The following is a 14321-nucleotide window of genomic DNA, read 5'->3' as shown; positions in this document are numbered from 1 at the left end:
ACGGCCGGGACGGTGCGGGCGCTCACGCCCCCACCCCCAGCAGCGAGCCGAGGAGGATGCGGGCCTTGACCGGTCCGGGCACCCGCACCCGCTCGGCGCGGATGCGGCGGGCCGGGGTGGTGCGCAGGCGCCGGGAGAGCTCGGCGAAGAGGCCGTGCGCCGCGCGGACGGCCCGGCGGCTGCTGGGCGGCAGCAGCGGGACCACGGCCGCGGCCGCTGCGAGGTCGGCGTCGATGTCGTCCAGGAGCGCGTCCTTGTGGGTGTCGGTGAAGTGCTCGGGGTCCAGCCCGGGGAAGTAGGTCCGGCCGAGGTCGTCGTGGTCCTCGGCGAGGTCGCGCAGGAAGTTGACCTTCTGGAACGCCGCACCGAGGCGGCGCGCGCCGGGTGCGAGCTCGTCGTAGCCGGAGCGCACGGCCGGGTCGGTGAGGAAGACCCGCAGGCACATGAGGCCCACCACCTCCGCGGAGCCGTACACGTAGGTGTCCAGGCTGGCCCGGTCGTGCTCGTGGACGGCGAGGTCGGCGCGCATCGAGGCGAAGAAGGGCGTGAGGAGCTCGGGGCCGATGCCGCAGGCACGGGCGGTGCCGGCGAAGGCGTGCACGACGAGGTTCGTGCTGTAGCCGGTCCGCAGGGCCTGGTAGGTCTCCTCCTCCAGGACGGTCAGGAGGTGGCCCCGGTGGACGGCCTCGGTGGCCGCGGCGGGGTCGTCGACGACCTCGTCGGCGATGCGGACCAGGGCGTAGACGTTGCGCACGTGGGTGCGCACCGGCTCGGCGAGGAGCCGGCACGCCCAGGCGAACGAGGTGGAGTACGCACGGATGACGACGGCGGCGCTGCGCCGGGCGACGTCGTCGTAGATCGCCCGCGCGGGTGTCGACGTGGTGTGGTCGAGGCTCATGCTGCCCTCCGGACGAGCTGGTCGGTCAGGGCGGTGAGGTGCGCGACGACGTCGTCGGCGACCCCGAGGTCGGCGGCCAGCCCCAGGGCGGCCGAGACGTAGTCCTCGGCGAGGTCCTCGATGAAGGTGCGCGAGCCGCACGTCGTGAGCAGCTCGCGGACCTCGCCCGCGTGGGCCTCGGTGAGGTCCGGGTCGCCGACGTAGGCCGCGATCCGCGGCCAGGCGGCGGTCGTTCGGGCGTGCGCCATGAGCGGGGTGTGCTTGCCCTCACGCAGATCGGCCAGGACGGACTTCCCGGTGAGGTCCTCGGAGCCGAAGACCCCCTGGAGGTCGTCGAGGAGCTGGAAGGAGATGCCGACGAGGCGGCCGAGCTCGGCGAGGCCGGCGACCAGCGGCTCCGGGGCGCCGGCGAGGACGGCGCCCGCCTGCAGCGGCAGCTCGAAGGAGTAGACGGCGGTCTTGCGCTCCTCCATGGTCAGCACCTCGCCGAGGGAGACCGGCGCGAGGTCGAGGGAGAGGTGGACGTCGGCCAGCTCGCCGGCCGCGGTGACGTGCAGCGCCTCGTCCATGAGGTCCAGCAGGCGGGTGGTCACGGCCGGGGCCGCGCCGCAGGTCGCCATGGCGCGCACCGCGGCGGCGAGAGCGAGGTCGCCCGCCAGGATCCCCGCGGTGTCGGCGTAGCCCCGGGCTGGCCCGTCGGCGGCGCCGGCCCGGCGGGCGGCGGCGTAGAAGGTCCCGGAGACGTTCGGGCGGCCACGGCGGGTGTCGTCGCCGTCGATGACGTCGTCGTGGATGACGAACGCGCAGTGCAGCAGCTCCACGGCCGCGCCGACCCGGGTGGCGAGCTCGTCGTCGCCGCCGCCGAGCGAGCGGTACATCGCCGCCACGAGCGCCGGCCGGAACCGCTTGCCGCCCTCGGCGGCGTCGCCCAGCGCCGCCCAGAGCCGGGCGTACTCCGGGCCGAGCGAGCCGCTGTCGCGGCGCAGGTGGGCCTCGAGGACGGCGTCGACGGCGTTCATCCCGCCAGCTCCGTCACTCCGGGGACGTCGTCGAGGTCGGCCTCGTCGAGGTCGGCCTCGGCGAGCGCCCGCACCTGCTCGACCGTCCAGGGGCTCAGCGCCCACGGCGCGGAGACCACCGCCCGGCCGAGGGACTCGGGCGCCACCCAGGCGAGGTCCATGACCTCCTCGGGGTTCGGGGCGGGGTCGTGCAGGGCGGTGGCGACGTAGACGGGGCACAGCTCGTTCTCCACGACGCCGGACGCGTCGGTCGCCCGGTAGCGGAAGTCGGGCAGCACGCACGTGACGTCGGTGAGGCTGAGGCCGAGCTCGGAGCGCGCGTGGCGGGCGATCGCCACCGTCATCGGCTCCCCGGACCGCGGGTGCCCGCAGAAGCTGTTCGTCCACACGCCCGGGAACGTGCGCTTGGCCAGGGCCCGCCGGGTCATGAGCAGGTCGCCGTCGGTCCGGAAGACGTAGCAGGAGAACGCCAGGTGCAGGGGCGTCCGTGGCCCGTGCACGCTCGCCCGGGGGGCCGTGCCGACGGCCCGGCCGTCGTCGTCGACGAGCACGACGTGGTCCGCGGTGGTGAGGGTGGTCGACGTCGGCATCTCGGCCTCCTGGAGGAGCGTCGGGGGATGACGGCAACTTACTAGATAAGCAAGCAAGTTGTCGAGTAAGGTAGTTGTGTGACCACCGAGCAGGTACCTGGATACTGGTACGACGACGACGATCCGGCCACCCTCGTCCTGGGTGCACTCCGGCGGTTCCGGCGGGCGGACCAGGAGATGCGCCGGCGCATGAGCGCCGACATGGACATGAACGTCAGCGACGTCCAGGCGCTGCAGCTGATCATCGCAGCGGAGAACCGCGGGGAGGTCGCCACCCCGCGCCAGGTGAGCGCCCACCTCGGGATCTCGACCGCCTCGACCACCAAGCTCGTCGACCGGCTCGCGGCGTCGGGACACCTCGAGCGTGTGCCGCACCCGCGGGACCGGCGCTCGGTGGTCCTGCGGGCCACGCCGTACGCGCACCGCGAGCTGCGCGAGCGGATGGCCCGCATGCACCGCCGGATGGGCGAGATCGCCCGGGCGGTGCGGCCCGAGGCCCGCCAGGACGTCGCGGACTTCCTCCACGCCATGGCCGAGGAGCTCGACCTCGCCGGCACCCCGCTGCGGGCGGCGTCGGACGGGTGAGGGACGGTCAGGCGCTCAGCTGCCCGCGGACGATGCTGTCCCCGGAGTGTGCCGGGTTTCCGTCCAGGGGCTCCCGGGAGACGTCGACGATGGGGTACTCGTCGATGTCCAGCCCGTCCGGCAGCTCGAACGTGCCCTGCTCGCCGGTGAGGATGCCCACGCTCACGAGCCGCTGGACCTCGGTGTCGATGAGCCAGACCTCGCGGTAGGCGTCCTCCGCCGCTCCCGGCACCTCGACGGTGAGCACGCGGCGGCCGTCGACCTCGTGGACCGAGGCGGTCCCCGTCTCGCTCCAGCCGGGCAGCGGGTCGAGCGCGGCCGAGGCCACGGCCGGTCCCGGACCGGTGGCGAGGAGGTTCTCCGCAGCCAGCGTGCCGGCGATGCCGAGCGCGAAGCTCGCGGCCGCCACCCAGGCCGTGCGGCGGCGCCACCACGGGCTGCCGGCCGCGCTCGCGGCGGGTGCGGCGGCGTCGGGTGCTGCGACCGGCCGGGGCGCAGCCGGGGTCGCGGACGCCGGTGCGGACGCCGGGGCGACGGGGGCGTCGCCGGCCGCGAGCTCGGCGGCGATCCGGTCCCAGACGTGCGGGCCGGGCCGCTCCAGCCCACGGGCGACCTCGGGGTGGCGGGCCAGACCCACGACGTCGGCGAGCTCGGCGAGGGAGGCGCGGCACACCGCGCAGTCGCGGGTGTGCGCGGCCACCGCCGGGTCCGCGGGCTCGCCCAGGGCGAGGAGGGCCAGGGTCTCGTCGTCGACGTGGTGGTCAGAGCGCGACATCGGGCACCTCCATCCTTGCTCGTAGTCGTCTGAGGCTTCGGGTGATGTGGGACTTCACGGTCCCCAGCGGCAGGTCGAGCCGGGCGGCGATCTGGCCGTGGGTGAGGTCCTCGAAGAACGCCAGGGACATGATCGCGCGCTGCGGGTCGCCCAGGCTCTCGATCGCGTCCGTGACGATCACCCGGTCGACCACCCGGTCGGGGTGCTCCTCGGGCGGGGCGGTCAGCGGCTCGGCGGTGGCGGACAGGGCGTCCTCCGTGCGCCGCTCCCGTGAGCGCCGCTCGTGGGCGTCGGCGACGGCGTGGCGCGTGATCCCCACCAGCCAGGCGCCGATCCGGGCGCGGTCGGGGTCGAACCGCTCGCGCGAGCGCCACGCCGAGACGAACACCTGCTGGGTGACGTCCTCGGCGTCCGCGACGTTGCCGAGCGAGCGCCGGGCGATGGAGAAGACCATCGGGGAGAAGCGCTCGTAGGCGTCGCGCACGGCCTCGGGCTGGCCGGCCCGGAAGGCGGCCCCGAGTGCGTCGAGATCCTCGTCGACGGCGGCCACCTCCCCTGCCGGGACCCGGCCGCGCGGCGGTGCGACCGTGGACATCTCAGCTCCCCACGAGCCTAGCGGTGACCGTGACGTTGTCGTCGTAGCTCTGCCGCTGCGCGTCCCACTCGCCGCCGCAGGTCACCAGGACCAGGCGGGGCTCGCCGTCGCGGCGGAAGTAGGCGGACCAGTCGATGACCGTCTTGGTGGTCTGCTCGACCGTCTCCACCTCGTACCGGACCTCGGACCCGTCGTCGCCGGTGAGGACGACGACGTCGCCGGGACGGGCGTCGGGCAGGTCGTAGAGCGGTCCGCGCGGGGTGACGTAGCTGCCGGCGTGCGCCGCCACGACGGCCGTGCCGGCGCCGGCGTCGAGCCCCGGACCGTGGCGGTACCAGCCGGCCCGGGCGGCGTCCTCCGGGATCTCCATCTGCCCGTCGGGGGCGACCCCGACGGCGTCGACCGGGATGTCGACCCCCAGGGCCTCGTAGACCAGGCGGACCGGCGCCGTCCGCGTCGGAACGGCGGGGACGCCGGTGGCGTCGCGCACGGACACGGGCACCGGCGCGGACGGTGGCGGGGGCACCACCGCCGCGCCGGGCTCCCCTGACGCCGGGGGACGGTCTGCCGTCGGGGGCTCCGCCGCGGCAGTATCCGCATCCCCCGCCGGAGCCCGCTCCGCCGAGGCGGAGCGGGACGGGGTCTCGGTGGGTGGCTGCACTGTCACGGCGCAGCCACCCAGGAGGAGGACGGCGACGGTGAGAGCTCGGGTGCCGGTCACGGGATCCTCCTGACGAGTGCGTTCTTGGTCGTGCGGGGTGGGGTCGCCGGCGACGTGCCGGTGACGGATCAGCTGCGGGCGGCGGCGAGGCGGCGGGCGCCGACCCCCAGGCCGAGCGCGAGCACACCGGCCAGGCCCAGGTACAGGGCCGGTGAGGTCGTCTCCTGGACCTCGACGAGGCCGGTCGGGACGCCGGCGGGCGCGGAGTGCAGGCCCTCGATGGTCTGCGTGGCCAGCGCGAGGTTGCCGTCCTCGAGGCTGCCCCAGGCGTAGACGATGGTGGCCACGCCGTCCTGGACGGGCACGTCGGCCGGCCCGATCACCGGGTCCGTGGTCCCGGCGGCGGCCACCGCGGCGGGCACGGTGGTGGCGTCGAGCTCGAGGGAGGCCTCGTCGGGGTTCGCCAGGCCCGTGATGACGGCCTGGTCGCCGGCGAGGACGTCGACGGCCGGTGCCGCGGCCACGTGGCGCACCGTCAGGCGGCCCTGGCCGGCCTCGGTGGCGCTGGTGTCGTTGGTGAAGAGGGTCGCCGTCGGCGTGCCGTCCTCGGCCAGGTGCGCCGCGGCGGTGTAGCTCATGCCGGCCTCCAGCGGGAGGTCGACCGGGCCGATGGCGGGCTCGGAGTCGTCGGCCGCGTCGGACGCGGTGATCGCCACGGTGTACGTGCCGGCGTCGAGATCGAGGGGACCGGCCAGCTCGCCGGGCTCGAAGTCGTCGAGGGTGAGCTCGCCGTTGACCCACACGTCGACGACGAGGTCGGGGACGCCGTGCAGGACGGAGAGCTGCGCCTGGTGCTCGTCCGCCTGGGCGGGGACGGCGGCGAAGGCGAGGATCGCGGCGACGGAGCCGCCGAGCGCTGCTGCAGTCTTCATGGTGGTCCTCCGTGTCGTGCCCCGTAGGGCGCTGTGGTGCTGACATGGAGGACTTCCCCCAGGTCGATGCGTCTGGATGCACTTCTCCCGAGGCAATTTCCTCTGCGGGGTCCGCCGCGCCCCCTCAGAGGCGGCGGCGAGCCCGTCCGGCGACGCCTCGTCAGGCGCTGCGGCGGCGGGCCCGCAGCGTCACGACAGCGATGACTGCCGCCGCGGCCCACGCGGCGTAGGCCGTCACCGGGACGAGGAGATCGCCCTGGGTGCGTCCGACGCCGATCCACACCAGGCCCCACACCATCGCCGCGGCGACGCCGTACCGGCCCGCGGCCGACACCCGGCCGGCGCCCGCGAGGGCGAGCCCTGCCCCGACCGCCGCGGCGACGGCGAGCACGCCCACCGACCACGCCTGCGGGGCGCCCGCCCCGGTGAAGCCCGCACCGAGCAGCGCCGCGGCCACGTTGGCCACCGTCGCCACGCTCACCCAGCCCAGGTAGGCCCCGAAGGTCCCGTCGACCACGAGCCGGTCGAGCCGCGAGCCGGCCACCAGCCGGCCGTGTCGCCGCGCGGACCGAAGGCCGCGCAGCCGCAGGAAGACCAGCACGAGCACGGCGAGCAGCGCAGCGATGACCGCGACCGACAGCGCCACGAGACCGGCCTGCACCACGAGGATCCAGGCCGCGTTGAGGAGCATGGATGCGGCGGCCGGCCACCCGATGGCGCGGTGGCGGCGGTCGGCGGCGCGCCCTGGCAGCCACTGGACGACCGTGTACGCACCCAGACCGAGGTAGATGAGCGACCAGACCGAGAAGGCCGGCGAGGCCGGTGCCAGATGGGTGGCGTCAGCGCCGAGGAGCCCGCCCGCTGCGCCCTGGATCGGCGTCCCGCCGAAGACCCCGACGCCGATCATCGACCCGACCACGCAGACGACGTAGCTGAGCGTCACCGCGACCTGCCGGGCGCGGTCCGTCCGGGCGGCGGGACGGCTCACGGCGCCGTGCCCGGGGTGGCCCCGTCCGTCGACTCCTTCGCCGCCTCCTCGGCGGCGCGCGCGATGTTGCGCTGCATGCCGCCGAAGACCACGCCGTGGAAGGGGTAGACCGCCCACCAGTACGCCTGGCCGAGCAGGCCGTGCGGGTGGTAGATCGCCCGCTGGCGGAAGACCGTCCGGCCGGCGTCGTCGGTGTCGGCCACGAGCTCGAGCCAGGCTTCGCCGGGCAGACGCATCTCCGCCCGCAGCCGCAGGAGGTGGCCGTCGTCGAGCTTCTCCACCCGCCACCAGTCCAGTGCGTCGCCGACGGCGAGCTGGTGCGGATGACGTCGGCCACGGCGCAGGCCCGGCCCGCCGAAGACGCGGTCCATGAGCCCGCGCGCCCCCCACCCCAGCCGCCAGGAGTACCAGCCGTGGGCCCCGCCGATGCCCTCGATGACCGTCCACAGGTCGTCGGCGCCGGCGTCGACGACCGTCTCGCGCTCGTCCACCTGGAGGGACCCGCCGGCCCAGTCCGGGTCGTCGGGCAGCGGGTCGGACGGCGCGCCGGCCGGGGAGGCGGACGACCAGCTCGTGGAGACGTCGAAGTCGCGGACACGCTGGAGGGCGAGCTCGACGGCCCGGTCGAAGCCGATGAGGCCCTCGGGCGGGTCGGGGACATAGGCCTTGATGTCCTCCTCCTTCGCCACGACCTCGTGGATGAGCGACTCCACGAGCGGGCGCGCGAGCCCGGCGGGCACCGGGGTGACCAGGCCGACCCAGTGGCTCGCCAGCCGTGGGGTGAGGACCGGGACGGTCCTGATGACCCGCGGAGGCAGGCCGGCGACAGCGGCGTAGCGCTGCATCATCTGCCGGTAGGTGAGGACCTCGGGGCCGCCGATGTCGAACGCGCGGCTGACCTCGGCCGGCATGGACGCCGCCCCGACGAGGTAGCGCAGGACGTCACGCACGGCGATGGGCTGGATACGGTTCTCCAGCCACTTCGGCGCGATCATCGCCGGGAGCCGCTCGGTGAGGTAGCGCATCATCTCGAAGGACGCGCTGCCCGAGCCGATGATCACCGCGGCCTGCAGGACGGCGGTCGGGACGCCCGAGGCGAGGAGGATCTCCCCGACCTCCTTGCGCGAGCTCAGGTGGGCGGAGAGCTCCTCCTCCTCGGGGTGCAGGCCGCCGAGGTAGACGATGCGCCCGACGCCGGCCCGGCGGGCCGCGACCCCGAAGGTGCGGGCGGTGCGACGGTCGCGCTCCTCGAACGTCGAGCCGGTGCCGAGGGAGTGGATGAGGTAGTAGGCGACGTCGACGCCGTCCATCGCCGCGGCGAGGGCATCCTCGTCGAGGGCGTCGGCTGCGACGACCTCGATGCTGCTCCGCCAGGGCCGCCCGTCGAGCCGGTCCGGGTGGCGCGCCATGGCGCGCACCCGCATGCCGGCGGCGAGGAGCTCGGGCACGAGGCGGCCGCCGATGTAGCCGGTGGCGCCGGAGACGAGGGCGAGGGGGGCGTCGGTCATGGGGCCAGTCTGCGGCAGGTGCCCGCGCCCCGCCCGCGCTCAGCCCGCCAGGTCGAGGGCCTCGGCGAGGATCTCGTAGGAGCGGCGGCGCTGCTCGTGCGTCGGGGCGTTCGTCGCCACGATGATCTCGTCCGCCGCCGCGTGCCGGACGAACATCTCGACCTGGTCCTGCAGGCCCTCGGGCCCGCCGACCGCGGAGTAGTGCGTCATCATCCTGATCTGGTCACCGGCGGGGGAGGCGAGGACGGCGTCGGCCTCGGCGGGGGTGAGGTCCTCGCCGCGGCGTGTCAGGCGGGCGGCACCCGCGCGCAGGGCGTCGGCGTGGAGCTCGCGCGCGGCGGCGTCGGTGTCGGCGGCGAAGACGTTGAGGCCGGCGATGACCCACGGCTCGGGGTGACGCTCGGACGGCCGGTACTCGCGGCGGTAGGTCTGCACGGCGTCGACGAGCGCCGTCGGGGCGAAGTGGGAGGCGAAGGCGTAGGGCAGGCCCAGCGCCGCCGCGAGCCGGGCACCGAAGAGGGAGGAGCCCAGGATGTACAGCGGGACCTCGGTGCCGGTGCCCGGGGTGGCGCGGACACTCTGACCGGGGGAGAGCGGCCCGAGGAGGGACTGCAGCTCGACCACGTCCTGCGGGAAGCTCTCCGCGGCCGAGGGGTCGCGGCGCAGCGCCCGCAGCATGGCCAGGTCCCCGCCGGGGGCGCGGCCCAGGCCCAGGTCGATGCGGCCGGGGTAGAGCGTCTCGAGCGTGCCGAACTGCTCGGCGACGACGAGCGGGGAGTGGTTGGGCAGCATGACCCCGCCCGCCCCGACCCGGATGGTGCTCGTGTGCGCCGCGACGTGCCCGACGAGCACGGCGGTGGCCGAGGACGCCACCGTGGGCATGTTGTGGTGCTCGGCGAACCAGTAGCGGCGATAGCCCCACCGCTCGGCGTGGCGGGCGAGGTCGACGGAGCTGTCCAGCGTCTCGCGGGCGGTGCCACCGGTGTGGACGGTCGCGAGGTCGAGGACGGAGACGGGGACGGACATGGTGCTCCCTGGAGGTACCGGACGCGTGAGGTCGTCAATCGATGTCGGTCCACGGTACGTCAGCGCACCCGGCGGAACACGTCTCGCTCGTCCTGCGTTGAACAGGTGTACGCATCGCACAGGGAGGGACGGATGCGCAACCAGCAGCGCAACGAGTTCGAGGACGACGAGGGCGTCACCCGACGCTACGCGCCCCACGCCAACGGTGGCGGGTACGTCGAGACGGCCGCGCGCGTGGACCCCACCGCGTTCGTCGGCGAGGGTGCCTACGTCGACCCCGGGGCGCAGGTCATGCCGAGGGCACGGGTCGCCGCCCGGGCCTGGGTCGACCGCGGGTCGGTGGTCGGCGCGGACGCCGAGATCGGGCCCGGCGCCCACGTGGGTCCGGGCGCCGTCGTCGGGAGCGGGGCCACGATCGGGGCACGCGCCCGGGTCGGGGAGTGGGTCCGGGTCGCGCCGGGGTCACGGGTGGCCCCCGACACCGTCCTGACGGCCGGGGTGACCACGGCGGCCGAAGCCGGCCCGGCCGGGACGACGTCCACCAGCTCCTCGAGGTCGTCCGCGCGGCGCCGGCGGGCCGCGTAGAGCCGCGGTGGCGGTCCGGGCGGAGCCTAGGCTGGCCCGATGACCAGGATCGTGGCCGGCTCGGCCGGCGGGCGGAGCCTCGACGTGCCGCGCAGCGGCACCCGGCCCACCTCCGAACGGGTCCGTGAGGCGCTGTTCTCCCGGCTGGACCACCTCGGCGTCGTCCGCGGCGCCGTCGTCCTGGACCTCTACGCCGGCTCGGGCGCGCTCGGGCTGGAGGCGGCCTCGCGCGGGGCGCGTCGCGTGACCCTCGTCGAGGCCGCCCGCCCGGCCGCGGCGCTGTGCCGGAAGAACGCCGCCGGCCTGGGCCTGGGCGGGGTCACCGTCGTCGGCGCACGCGTCCTGACCCACCTGGCCGGCCCGCCCCTGGCGGCCGACCTCGTCCTGCTCGACCCGCCCTACGAGATCGGCGAGGACGACCTCGCCGAGGTCCTGGCCCGGCTCGGGGACGGGTGGGTCGCCCCGGACGGGGTGGTCGTCGTCGAACGCTCGCGCCGCAGCCCCGAGCCGGCGTGGCCGGCCGGGATGGTCCGCACCGACTCCCGGACCTACGGCGACACCCAGGTCTGGTTCGCCGAGCCGGCCCCGCGGTCGGGCGAGCCGGCCCCGCAGTCGGGGTAGCACCGCCACGCGGGTCCCGCCTCCCCGGCGTCGGCCCGCGCGGCCGTTACGGTGACGCCCATGGACGCCACGCGGGACGGCACCCTGGCGGTGTGCCCCGGGTCGTACGACCCCATCACCCTCGGGCACGTCGACGTCGTCCGGCGGGCGCGCGGCCTCTTCGACGAGGTCGTCGTCGCCGTCGCGCACAACCCCGACAAGCGCTACCTCCTCGACCTCGACGAGCGCCTCGCGCTGGCCCGGTCCGCCACCGCCGCGATGGCGGGCGTGCGGGTGGCCGCCGTGCCCGGCCTCCTCGCCGACTTCTGCACCCGGGTGGGCGCCACCGCCGTCGTCAAGGGCCTGCGCGGTGCGGCCGACTTCGACGCCGAGCACTCGATGGCCCTCATGAACCGCCACCTCAGCGGCGTCGAGACCGTCTTCGTCATGGGTGACCCGGCACTCGCCCACGTCGCCTCCTCCCTCGTCAAGGACGTCGCCCGCCACGGCGGCCCGGTCGAGGACCTCGTCACCGCCGACGTCGCCGCGGCGCTGCGCCGCGTGCTCCCCGCACCACCCGTCCCTGGAGGTACGCGATGACCACGACCGAGCAGACCCGCGAGGGTGCCTCGCTGATGTCGATCCTCGACGAGCTCACCGAGATGCTCGGCAACGCCCGGGCGATGCCGATGTCGGCGTCGGTGCTGGTGAACAGGGCCGAGGTCCTCGACCTCCTCGACGCCGCCCGGGCCGTGGTGCCCGAGGAGATCCACGCCGCGGACGACATCGTCGCCGACGCCGACGCGATGCTCGAGCGGGCACGCGACCGGGCCGAGGCCGTCCTCGCCGACGCCCGCGCCCGCGCCGAGGAGCTCGTGGCGGGGGAGCGCGTGGTGCGGCTCGCGCAGGAGCGCGCCGCCCAGATCGTCGCCGAGGCGGAGGCGAGCGCCGCGAAGCTCGCCGCGGACGCCAACGACTACTGCGACCGCCAGCTGGCCCAGTTCGAGATCGACCTCGGGGCGATCGGCACCCAGGTCCGTGCCGGCCGGGAGGCGCTCGCCGCCAGGGTCGGCCGCGAGAGTGGCGCCGACACCGAGCGCTAGCGGCCCGGGCGGGTAGCATCGACGCCGGTCCGCGCACCGTCGCGGAGCCGCCGTCACCCTCAAGGAGAGCCATGGACCCCCGATCCCCGCTCGTGGTCAGCACGCACGACCTCGGCCGCCGGGCCGGGGCGATGCGCACCCTGCGCACGAGTGTCCCGGCCCCCGCCGACATGGGCACCGAGGTCATCGGCGTGCCTCTCGGTGCCGAGCTCGACCTGGACCTGACCCTGCAGGCGGTGGCCGACGGCGTCCTCGTCACCGGCACCGCCGCCGCGCCCCTGCACGGGGAGTGCGTGCGCTGCCTGCGCGACGTCGACTCCTCGATCACCGTCGACGTCTCGGAGCTGTACTACTACGAGGGTCGCAAGGCCGCGCTGACCGAGGAGGGCGACGAGGAGGCCGAGGACCTCCCCGAGCTCGAGGGCGAGCTCCTCGACCTCGAGCCCACCGTGCGTGACGCGGTCGTCCTCGCCCTGCCGTTCCAGCCCCTGTGCCGCGCGGACTGCGCCGGGCTGTGCCCGCACTGCGGGGTCCGGCTCGACGACGCCGAGCCCGGCCACCACCACGAGGAGCTGGACCCGCGCTGGGCCGCCCTCGGCTCGCTCTTCGCCGAGAACGAGGGGTCGGACCCCGAGGGCGGCGAGGAGGCTCGATGAGCCGGCGCCGGGCCAGGCACGACGACGTCGTGGAGACGCCCGCCCGCGACGACGTCCAGGCGCTGCTGGGGGCGCTCGGCACCGACATCGACCCCGAGCTGCTCGTCCTGGCGCTGACCCACCGGTCCTTCGCCCACGAGGCCGGGGGGCTGCCCACCAACGAGCGGCTGGAGTTCCTCGGCGACTCCGTGCTCGGCATCGTCGTGACGGAGTACCTCTACCGCCACCACCCCGACGTCCCCGAGGGGGACCTGGCCCGGATGCGGGCGGCGACGGTGAGCCAGCGGGCCCTCGCGGGCGTGGCGCGCGACCTCGACCTCGGCGCCTTCATCCTCCTGGGCCGCGGCGAGCTCGTGACCGGTGGACGGGAGAAGGACTCCATCCTCTCGGACACCGTCGAGGCGCTCATCGGCGCGACCTACCTGTGCCACGGCCTGGAGCACACCCGCAGGGTCGTCGAGCGGCTCGTGGCGCCGCTCCTGGGCCAGGCCGCCCGCCTCGGCGCGGGCCTGGACTGGAAGACCTCGCTCCAGGAGCTGGCGGCCGGGCGCGGGCTCGGCGCCCCCGGCTACGTGGTCAGCGGCACCGGGCCCGACCACGCCCGCACCTTCTCCGCCGTCGTCCTCCTCGAGGGCGAGCGGTACGGCCAGGGGGTGGGCCCCTCGAAGAAGGTCGCCGAGCAGAACGCCGCCGAGGACGCCTACGAGCGGCTCGACGGCGACGCCGGCCCGCTCCCCGGTGCGGACGAGGCCGAGCCTCTCGGTCCGGGGGCCGACGAGGTCCGGCGTGCCTGAGCTCCCCGAGGTCGAGACGGTCCGGGCCGGCCTCGCCGGCCGGGTCGTCGGGCGACGGGTGGCGACCGCGGAGGTGCTGCACCCCCGGGCGGTCCGCCGTCAGCCCGGCGGCGCCGCCGAGCTCGCCGCCCGGGTGGCCGGCCGCACGGTCACCGCGGCGGTCCGGCGCGGGAAGTACCTGTGGCTCAACCTCGGTGAGCCCGGCGGGCCCGGCGAGCAGGACGGGCCGCAGGAGGCGCTCGTCGCCCACCTGGGCATGTCGGGCCAGCTCCTCGTCCAGGAGCCCGACGGCAGCCGGCGTCACGACGCCGACGCTGCCGCGTTCCTCGCCGAGGTGCCCCGTCGCGACCTCACCGCGACCCTCCCGCCGACGCTCGTGCGCACCGTCCCGCTCTCGACCGCGCACCTGCGGGTGCGGCTGGTCTTCGACGACGGCGGCCAGCTCTGGTTCGTCGACCAGCGCACCTTCGGCCACGTCATGGTCGCCGGCACGGTCCCCACGGCCGACGGCGGGCCGGGCGGCCACGGCAGCGCGGCCCCGGTGCTGCCCGTACCGGTGGCGCACATCGCCCGCGACCTCCTCGACCCCGTGCTCGACCGCGCCGCGCTCGTCCGGCGCACCCGGGCCAGGCGCACCGAGGTCAAGCGCGCCCTCCTCGACCAGACCCTCGTCTCCGGCGTGGGCAACATCTACGCCGACGAGGCCCTGTGGCGCGCCCGCCTCCACGGCTCCCGGCCCACGGACCGCCTCGCGCCGGCGCGCGTGCGCGAGCTCCTCGACGCCGCGACCGACGTCATGCGCGAGGCGCTGGCGGTCGGGGGGACGTCCTTCGACGCCCTCTACGTCGACGTCGAGGGGGCCGCCGGGTACTTCGCGCGCTCCCTCAACGCCTACGGCCGCGAGGGCCTGCCGTGCCCGCGGTGCGGGCGGCCGATCCGGCGGGAGCAGTTCATGAACCGCAGCTCGTTCTCCTGCCCGGGCTGCCAGCGCCGGGTCCGCGCGTGA

Annotated in this window: 18 protein-coding genes; 8 read left to right on the top strand and 10 right to left on the bottom strand. The window is 75.5% G+C overall.

The window, feature by feature from the left end; all coding sequences use genetic code 11:
- Positions 1–22: 22 nt before the first annotated feature.
- Genes EDD32_RS00240 through idi form a run of 3 tightly spaced genes read right to left on the bottom strand, consistent with a single transcriptional unit; the run spans position 23 to position 2507 of the window.
- Positions 23–898: a phytoene/squalene synthase family protein gene (locus EDD32_RS00240; protein ID WP_123913590.1), complete on the bottom strand. Its 876-nt coding sequence runs from the start codon at positions 896–898 to the stop codon at positions 23–25.
- Complete coding sequence (locus EDD32_RS00235) at positions 895–1917, bottom strand: polyprenyl synthetase family protein (RefSeq protein ID WP_123913588.1); 1023 nt, start codon at positions 1915–1917, stop codon at positions 895–897. Before EDD32_RS00235 ends, EDD32_RS00240 begins: the two co-directional genes overlap by 4 nt.
- A complete protein-coding gene (idi, locus tag EDD32_RS00230) occupies positions 1914–2507 on the bottom strand; it encodes an isopentenyl-diphosphate Delta-isomerase (protein WP_123913586.1) in 594 nt (197 codons plus the stop codon). Before idi ends, EDD32_RS00235 begins: the two co-directional genes overlap by 4 nt.
- A 78-nt stretch (positions 2508–2585) precedes the next feature.
- Between idi and EDD32_RS00225 the strand changes: the two genes are divergently transcribed.
- Complete coding sequence (locus EDD32_RS00225; protein ID WP_246005900.1) at positions 2586–3092, top strand: MarR family winged helix-turn-helix transcriptional regulator; 507 nt, start codon at positions 2586–2588, stop codon at positions 3090–3092.
- A 7-nt stretch (positions 3093–3099) separates the two neighbouring features.
- Here the strand turns inward: EDD32_RS00225 and EDD32_RS00220 are convergent, their stop codons facing one another.
- From EDD32_RS00220 to EDD32_RS00190, 7 genes are all read right to left on the bottom strand, one after another.
- Entirely contained in the window at positions 3100–3867 is a 768-nt protein-coding gene (locus EDD32_RS00220) for an anti-sigma factor (RefSeq protein WP_123913584.1), read from the bottom strand.
- Positions 3854–4462, bottom strand: a complete 609-nt coding sequence (locus EDD32_RS00215) for an RNA polymerase sigma factor (RefSeq protein ID WP_123913582.1) — start codon at positions 4460–4462, stop codon at positions 3854–3856. Before EDD32_RS00215 ends, EDD32_RS00220 begins: the two co-directional genes overlap by 14 nt.
- 1 nt (position 4463) lies before the next feature.
- Complete coding sequence (locus EDD32_RS18665) at positions 4464–4964, bottom strand: class F sortase (protein WP_170175150.1); 501 nt, start codon at positions 4962–4964, stop codon at positions 4464–4466.
- Positions 4965–5251: 287 nt separating this feature from the next.
- Positions 5252–6055: a DUF4397 domain-containing protein gene (locus EDD32_RS00205; protein ID WP_123913580.1), complete on the bottom strand. Its 804-nt coding sequence runs from the start codon at positions 6053–6055 to the stop codon at positions 5252–5254.
- A gap of 160 nt (positions 6056–6215) precedes the next feature.
- Complete coding sequence (locus tag EDD32_RS00200; RefSeq protein ID WP_123913578.1) at positions 6216–7043, bottom strand: tryptophan-rich sensory protein; 828 nt, start codon at positions 7041–7043, stop codon at positions 6216–6218.
- Positions 7040–8551, bottom strand: a complete 1512-nt coding sequence (locus EDD32_RS00195; protein ID WP_123913576.1) for an SDR family oxidoreductase — start codon at positions 8549–8551, stop codon at positions 7040–7042. The genes EDD32_RS00200 and EDD32_RS00195 overlap by 4 nt, the downstream gene beginning before the upstream one ends.
- 39 nt (positions 8552–8590) lie before the next feature.
- Complete coding sequence (locus EDD32_RS00190; RefSeq protein WP_123913574.1) at positions 8591–9577, bottom strand: LLM class flavin-dependent oxidoreductase; 987 nt, start codon at positions 9575–9577, stop codon at positions 8591–8593.
- 132 nt (positions 9578–9709) lie between these two features.
- On the opposite strand from EDD32_RS00190, the gene EDD32_RS00185 reads away from it, so the two are divergent.
- From EDD32_RS00185 to mutM, 7 genes are all read left to right on the top strand, one after another.
- Positions 9710–10162: an LbetaH domain-containing protein gene (locus EDD32_RS00185; RefSeq protein ID WP_123913572.1), complete on the top strand. Its 453-nt coding sequence runs from the start codon at positions 9710–9712 to the stop codon at positions 10160–10162.
- 39 nt (positions 10163–10201) lie between these two features.
- A complete protein-coding gene (gene rsmD / locus EDD32_RS00180; RefSeq protein WP_123913570.1) occupies positions 10202–10783 on the top strand; it encodes a 16S rRNA (guanine(966)-N(2))-methyltransferase RsmD in 582 nt (193 codons plus the stop codon).
- 60 nt (positions 10784–10843) lie between these two features.
- Positions 10844–11362 carry a pantetheine-phosphate adenylyltransferase gene (gene coaD / locus EDD32_RS00175; protein ID WP_123913568.1) on the top strand — a complete coding sequence of 173 codons (519 nt, stop codon included), beginning with the start codon at positions 10844–10846 and terminating at the stop codon, positions 11360–11362.
- Positions 11359–11865 (top strand): hypothetical protein, encoded by a 507-nt coding sequence (locus tag EDD32_RS00170; RefSeq protein ID WP_123913566.1) that lies wholly within the window; start codon positions 11359–11361, stop codon positions 11863–11865. Before coaD ends, EDD32_RS00170 begins: the two co-directional genes overlap by 4 nt.
- A gap of 71 nt (positions 11866–11936) precedes the next feature.
- On the top strand, positions 11937–12521 hold the full coding sequence (locus tag EDD32_RS00165; RefSeq protein ID WP_123913565.1) for a YceD family protein: 585 nt from the start codon (positions 11937–11939) through the stop codon (positions 12519–12521).
- Positions 12518–13315: a ribonuclease III gene (gene rnc / locus EDD32_RS00160; RefSeq protein WP_123913563.1), complete on the top strand. Its 798-nt coding sequence runs from the start codon at positions 12518–12520 to the stop codon at positions 13313–13315. Before EDD32_RS00165 ends, rnc begins: the two co-directional genes overlap by 4 nt.
- On the top strand, positions 13308–14321 hold the full coding sequence (gene mutM, locus EDD32_RS00155; RefSeq protein WP_123913561.1) for a bifunctional DNA-formamidopyrimidine glycosylase/DNA-(apurinic or apyrimidinic site) lyase: 1014 nt from the start codon (positions 13308–13310) through the stop codon (positions 14319–14321). The genes rnc and mutM overlap by 8 nt, the downstream gene beginning before the upstream one ends.

Source organism: Georgenia muralis, from assembly GCF_003814705.1.
In the GTDB taxonomy this organism is placed as follows: domain Bacteria; phylum Actinomycetota; class Actinomycetes; order Actinomycetales; family Actinomycetaceae; genus Georgenia; species Georgenia muralis.
Note: the sequence above shows the minus strand (reverse complement) of the source record. Positions and strands in the feature narration are given on the sequence as shown.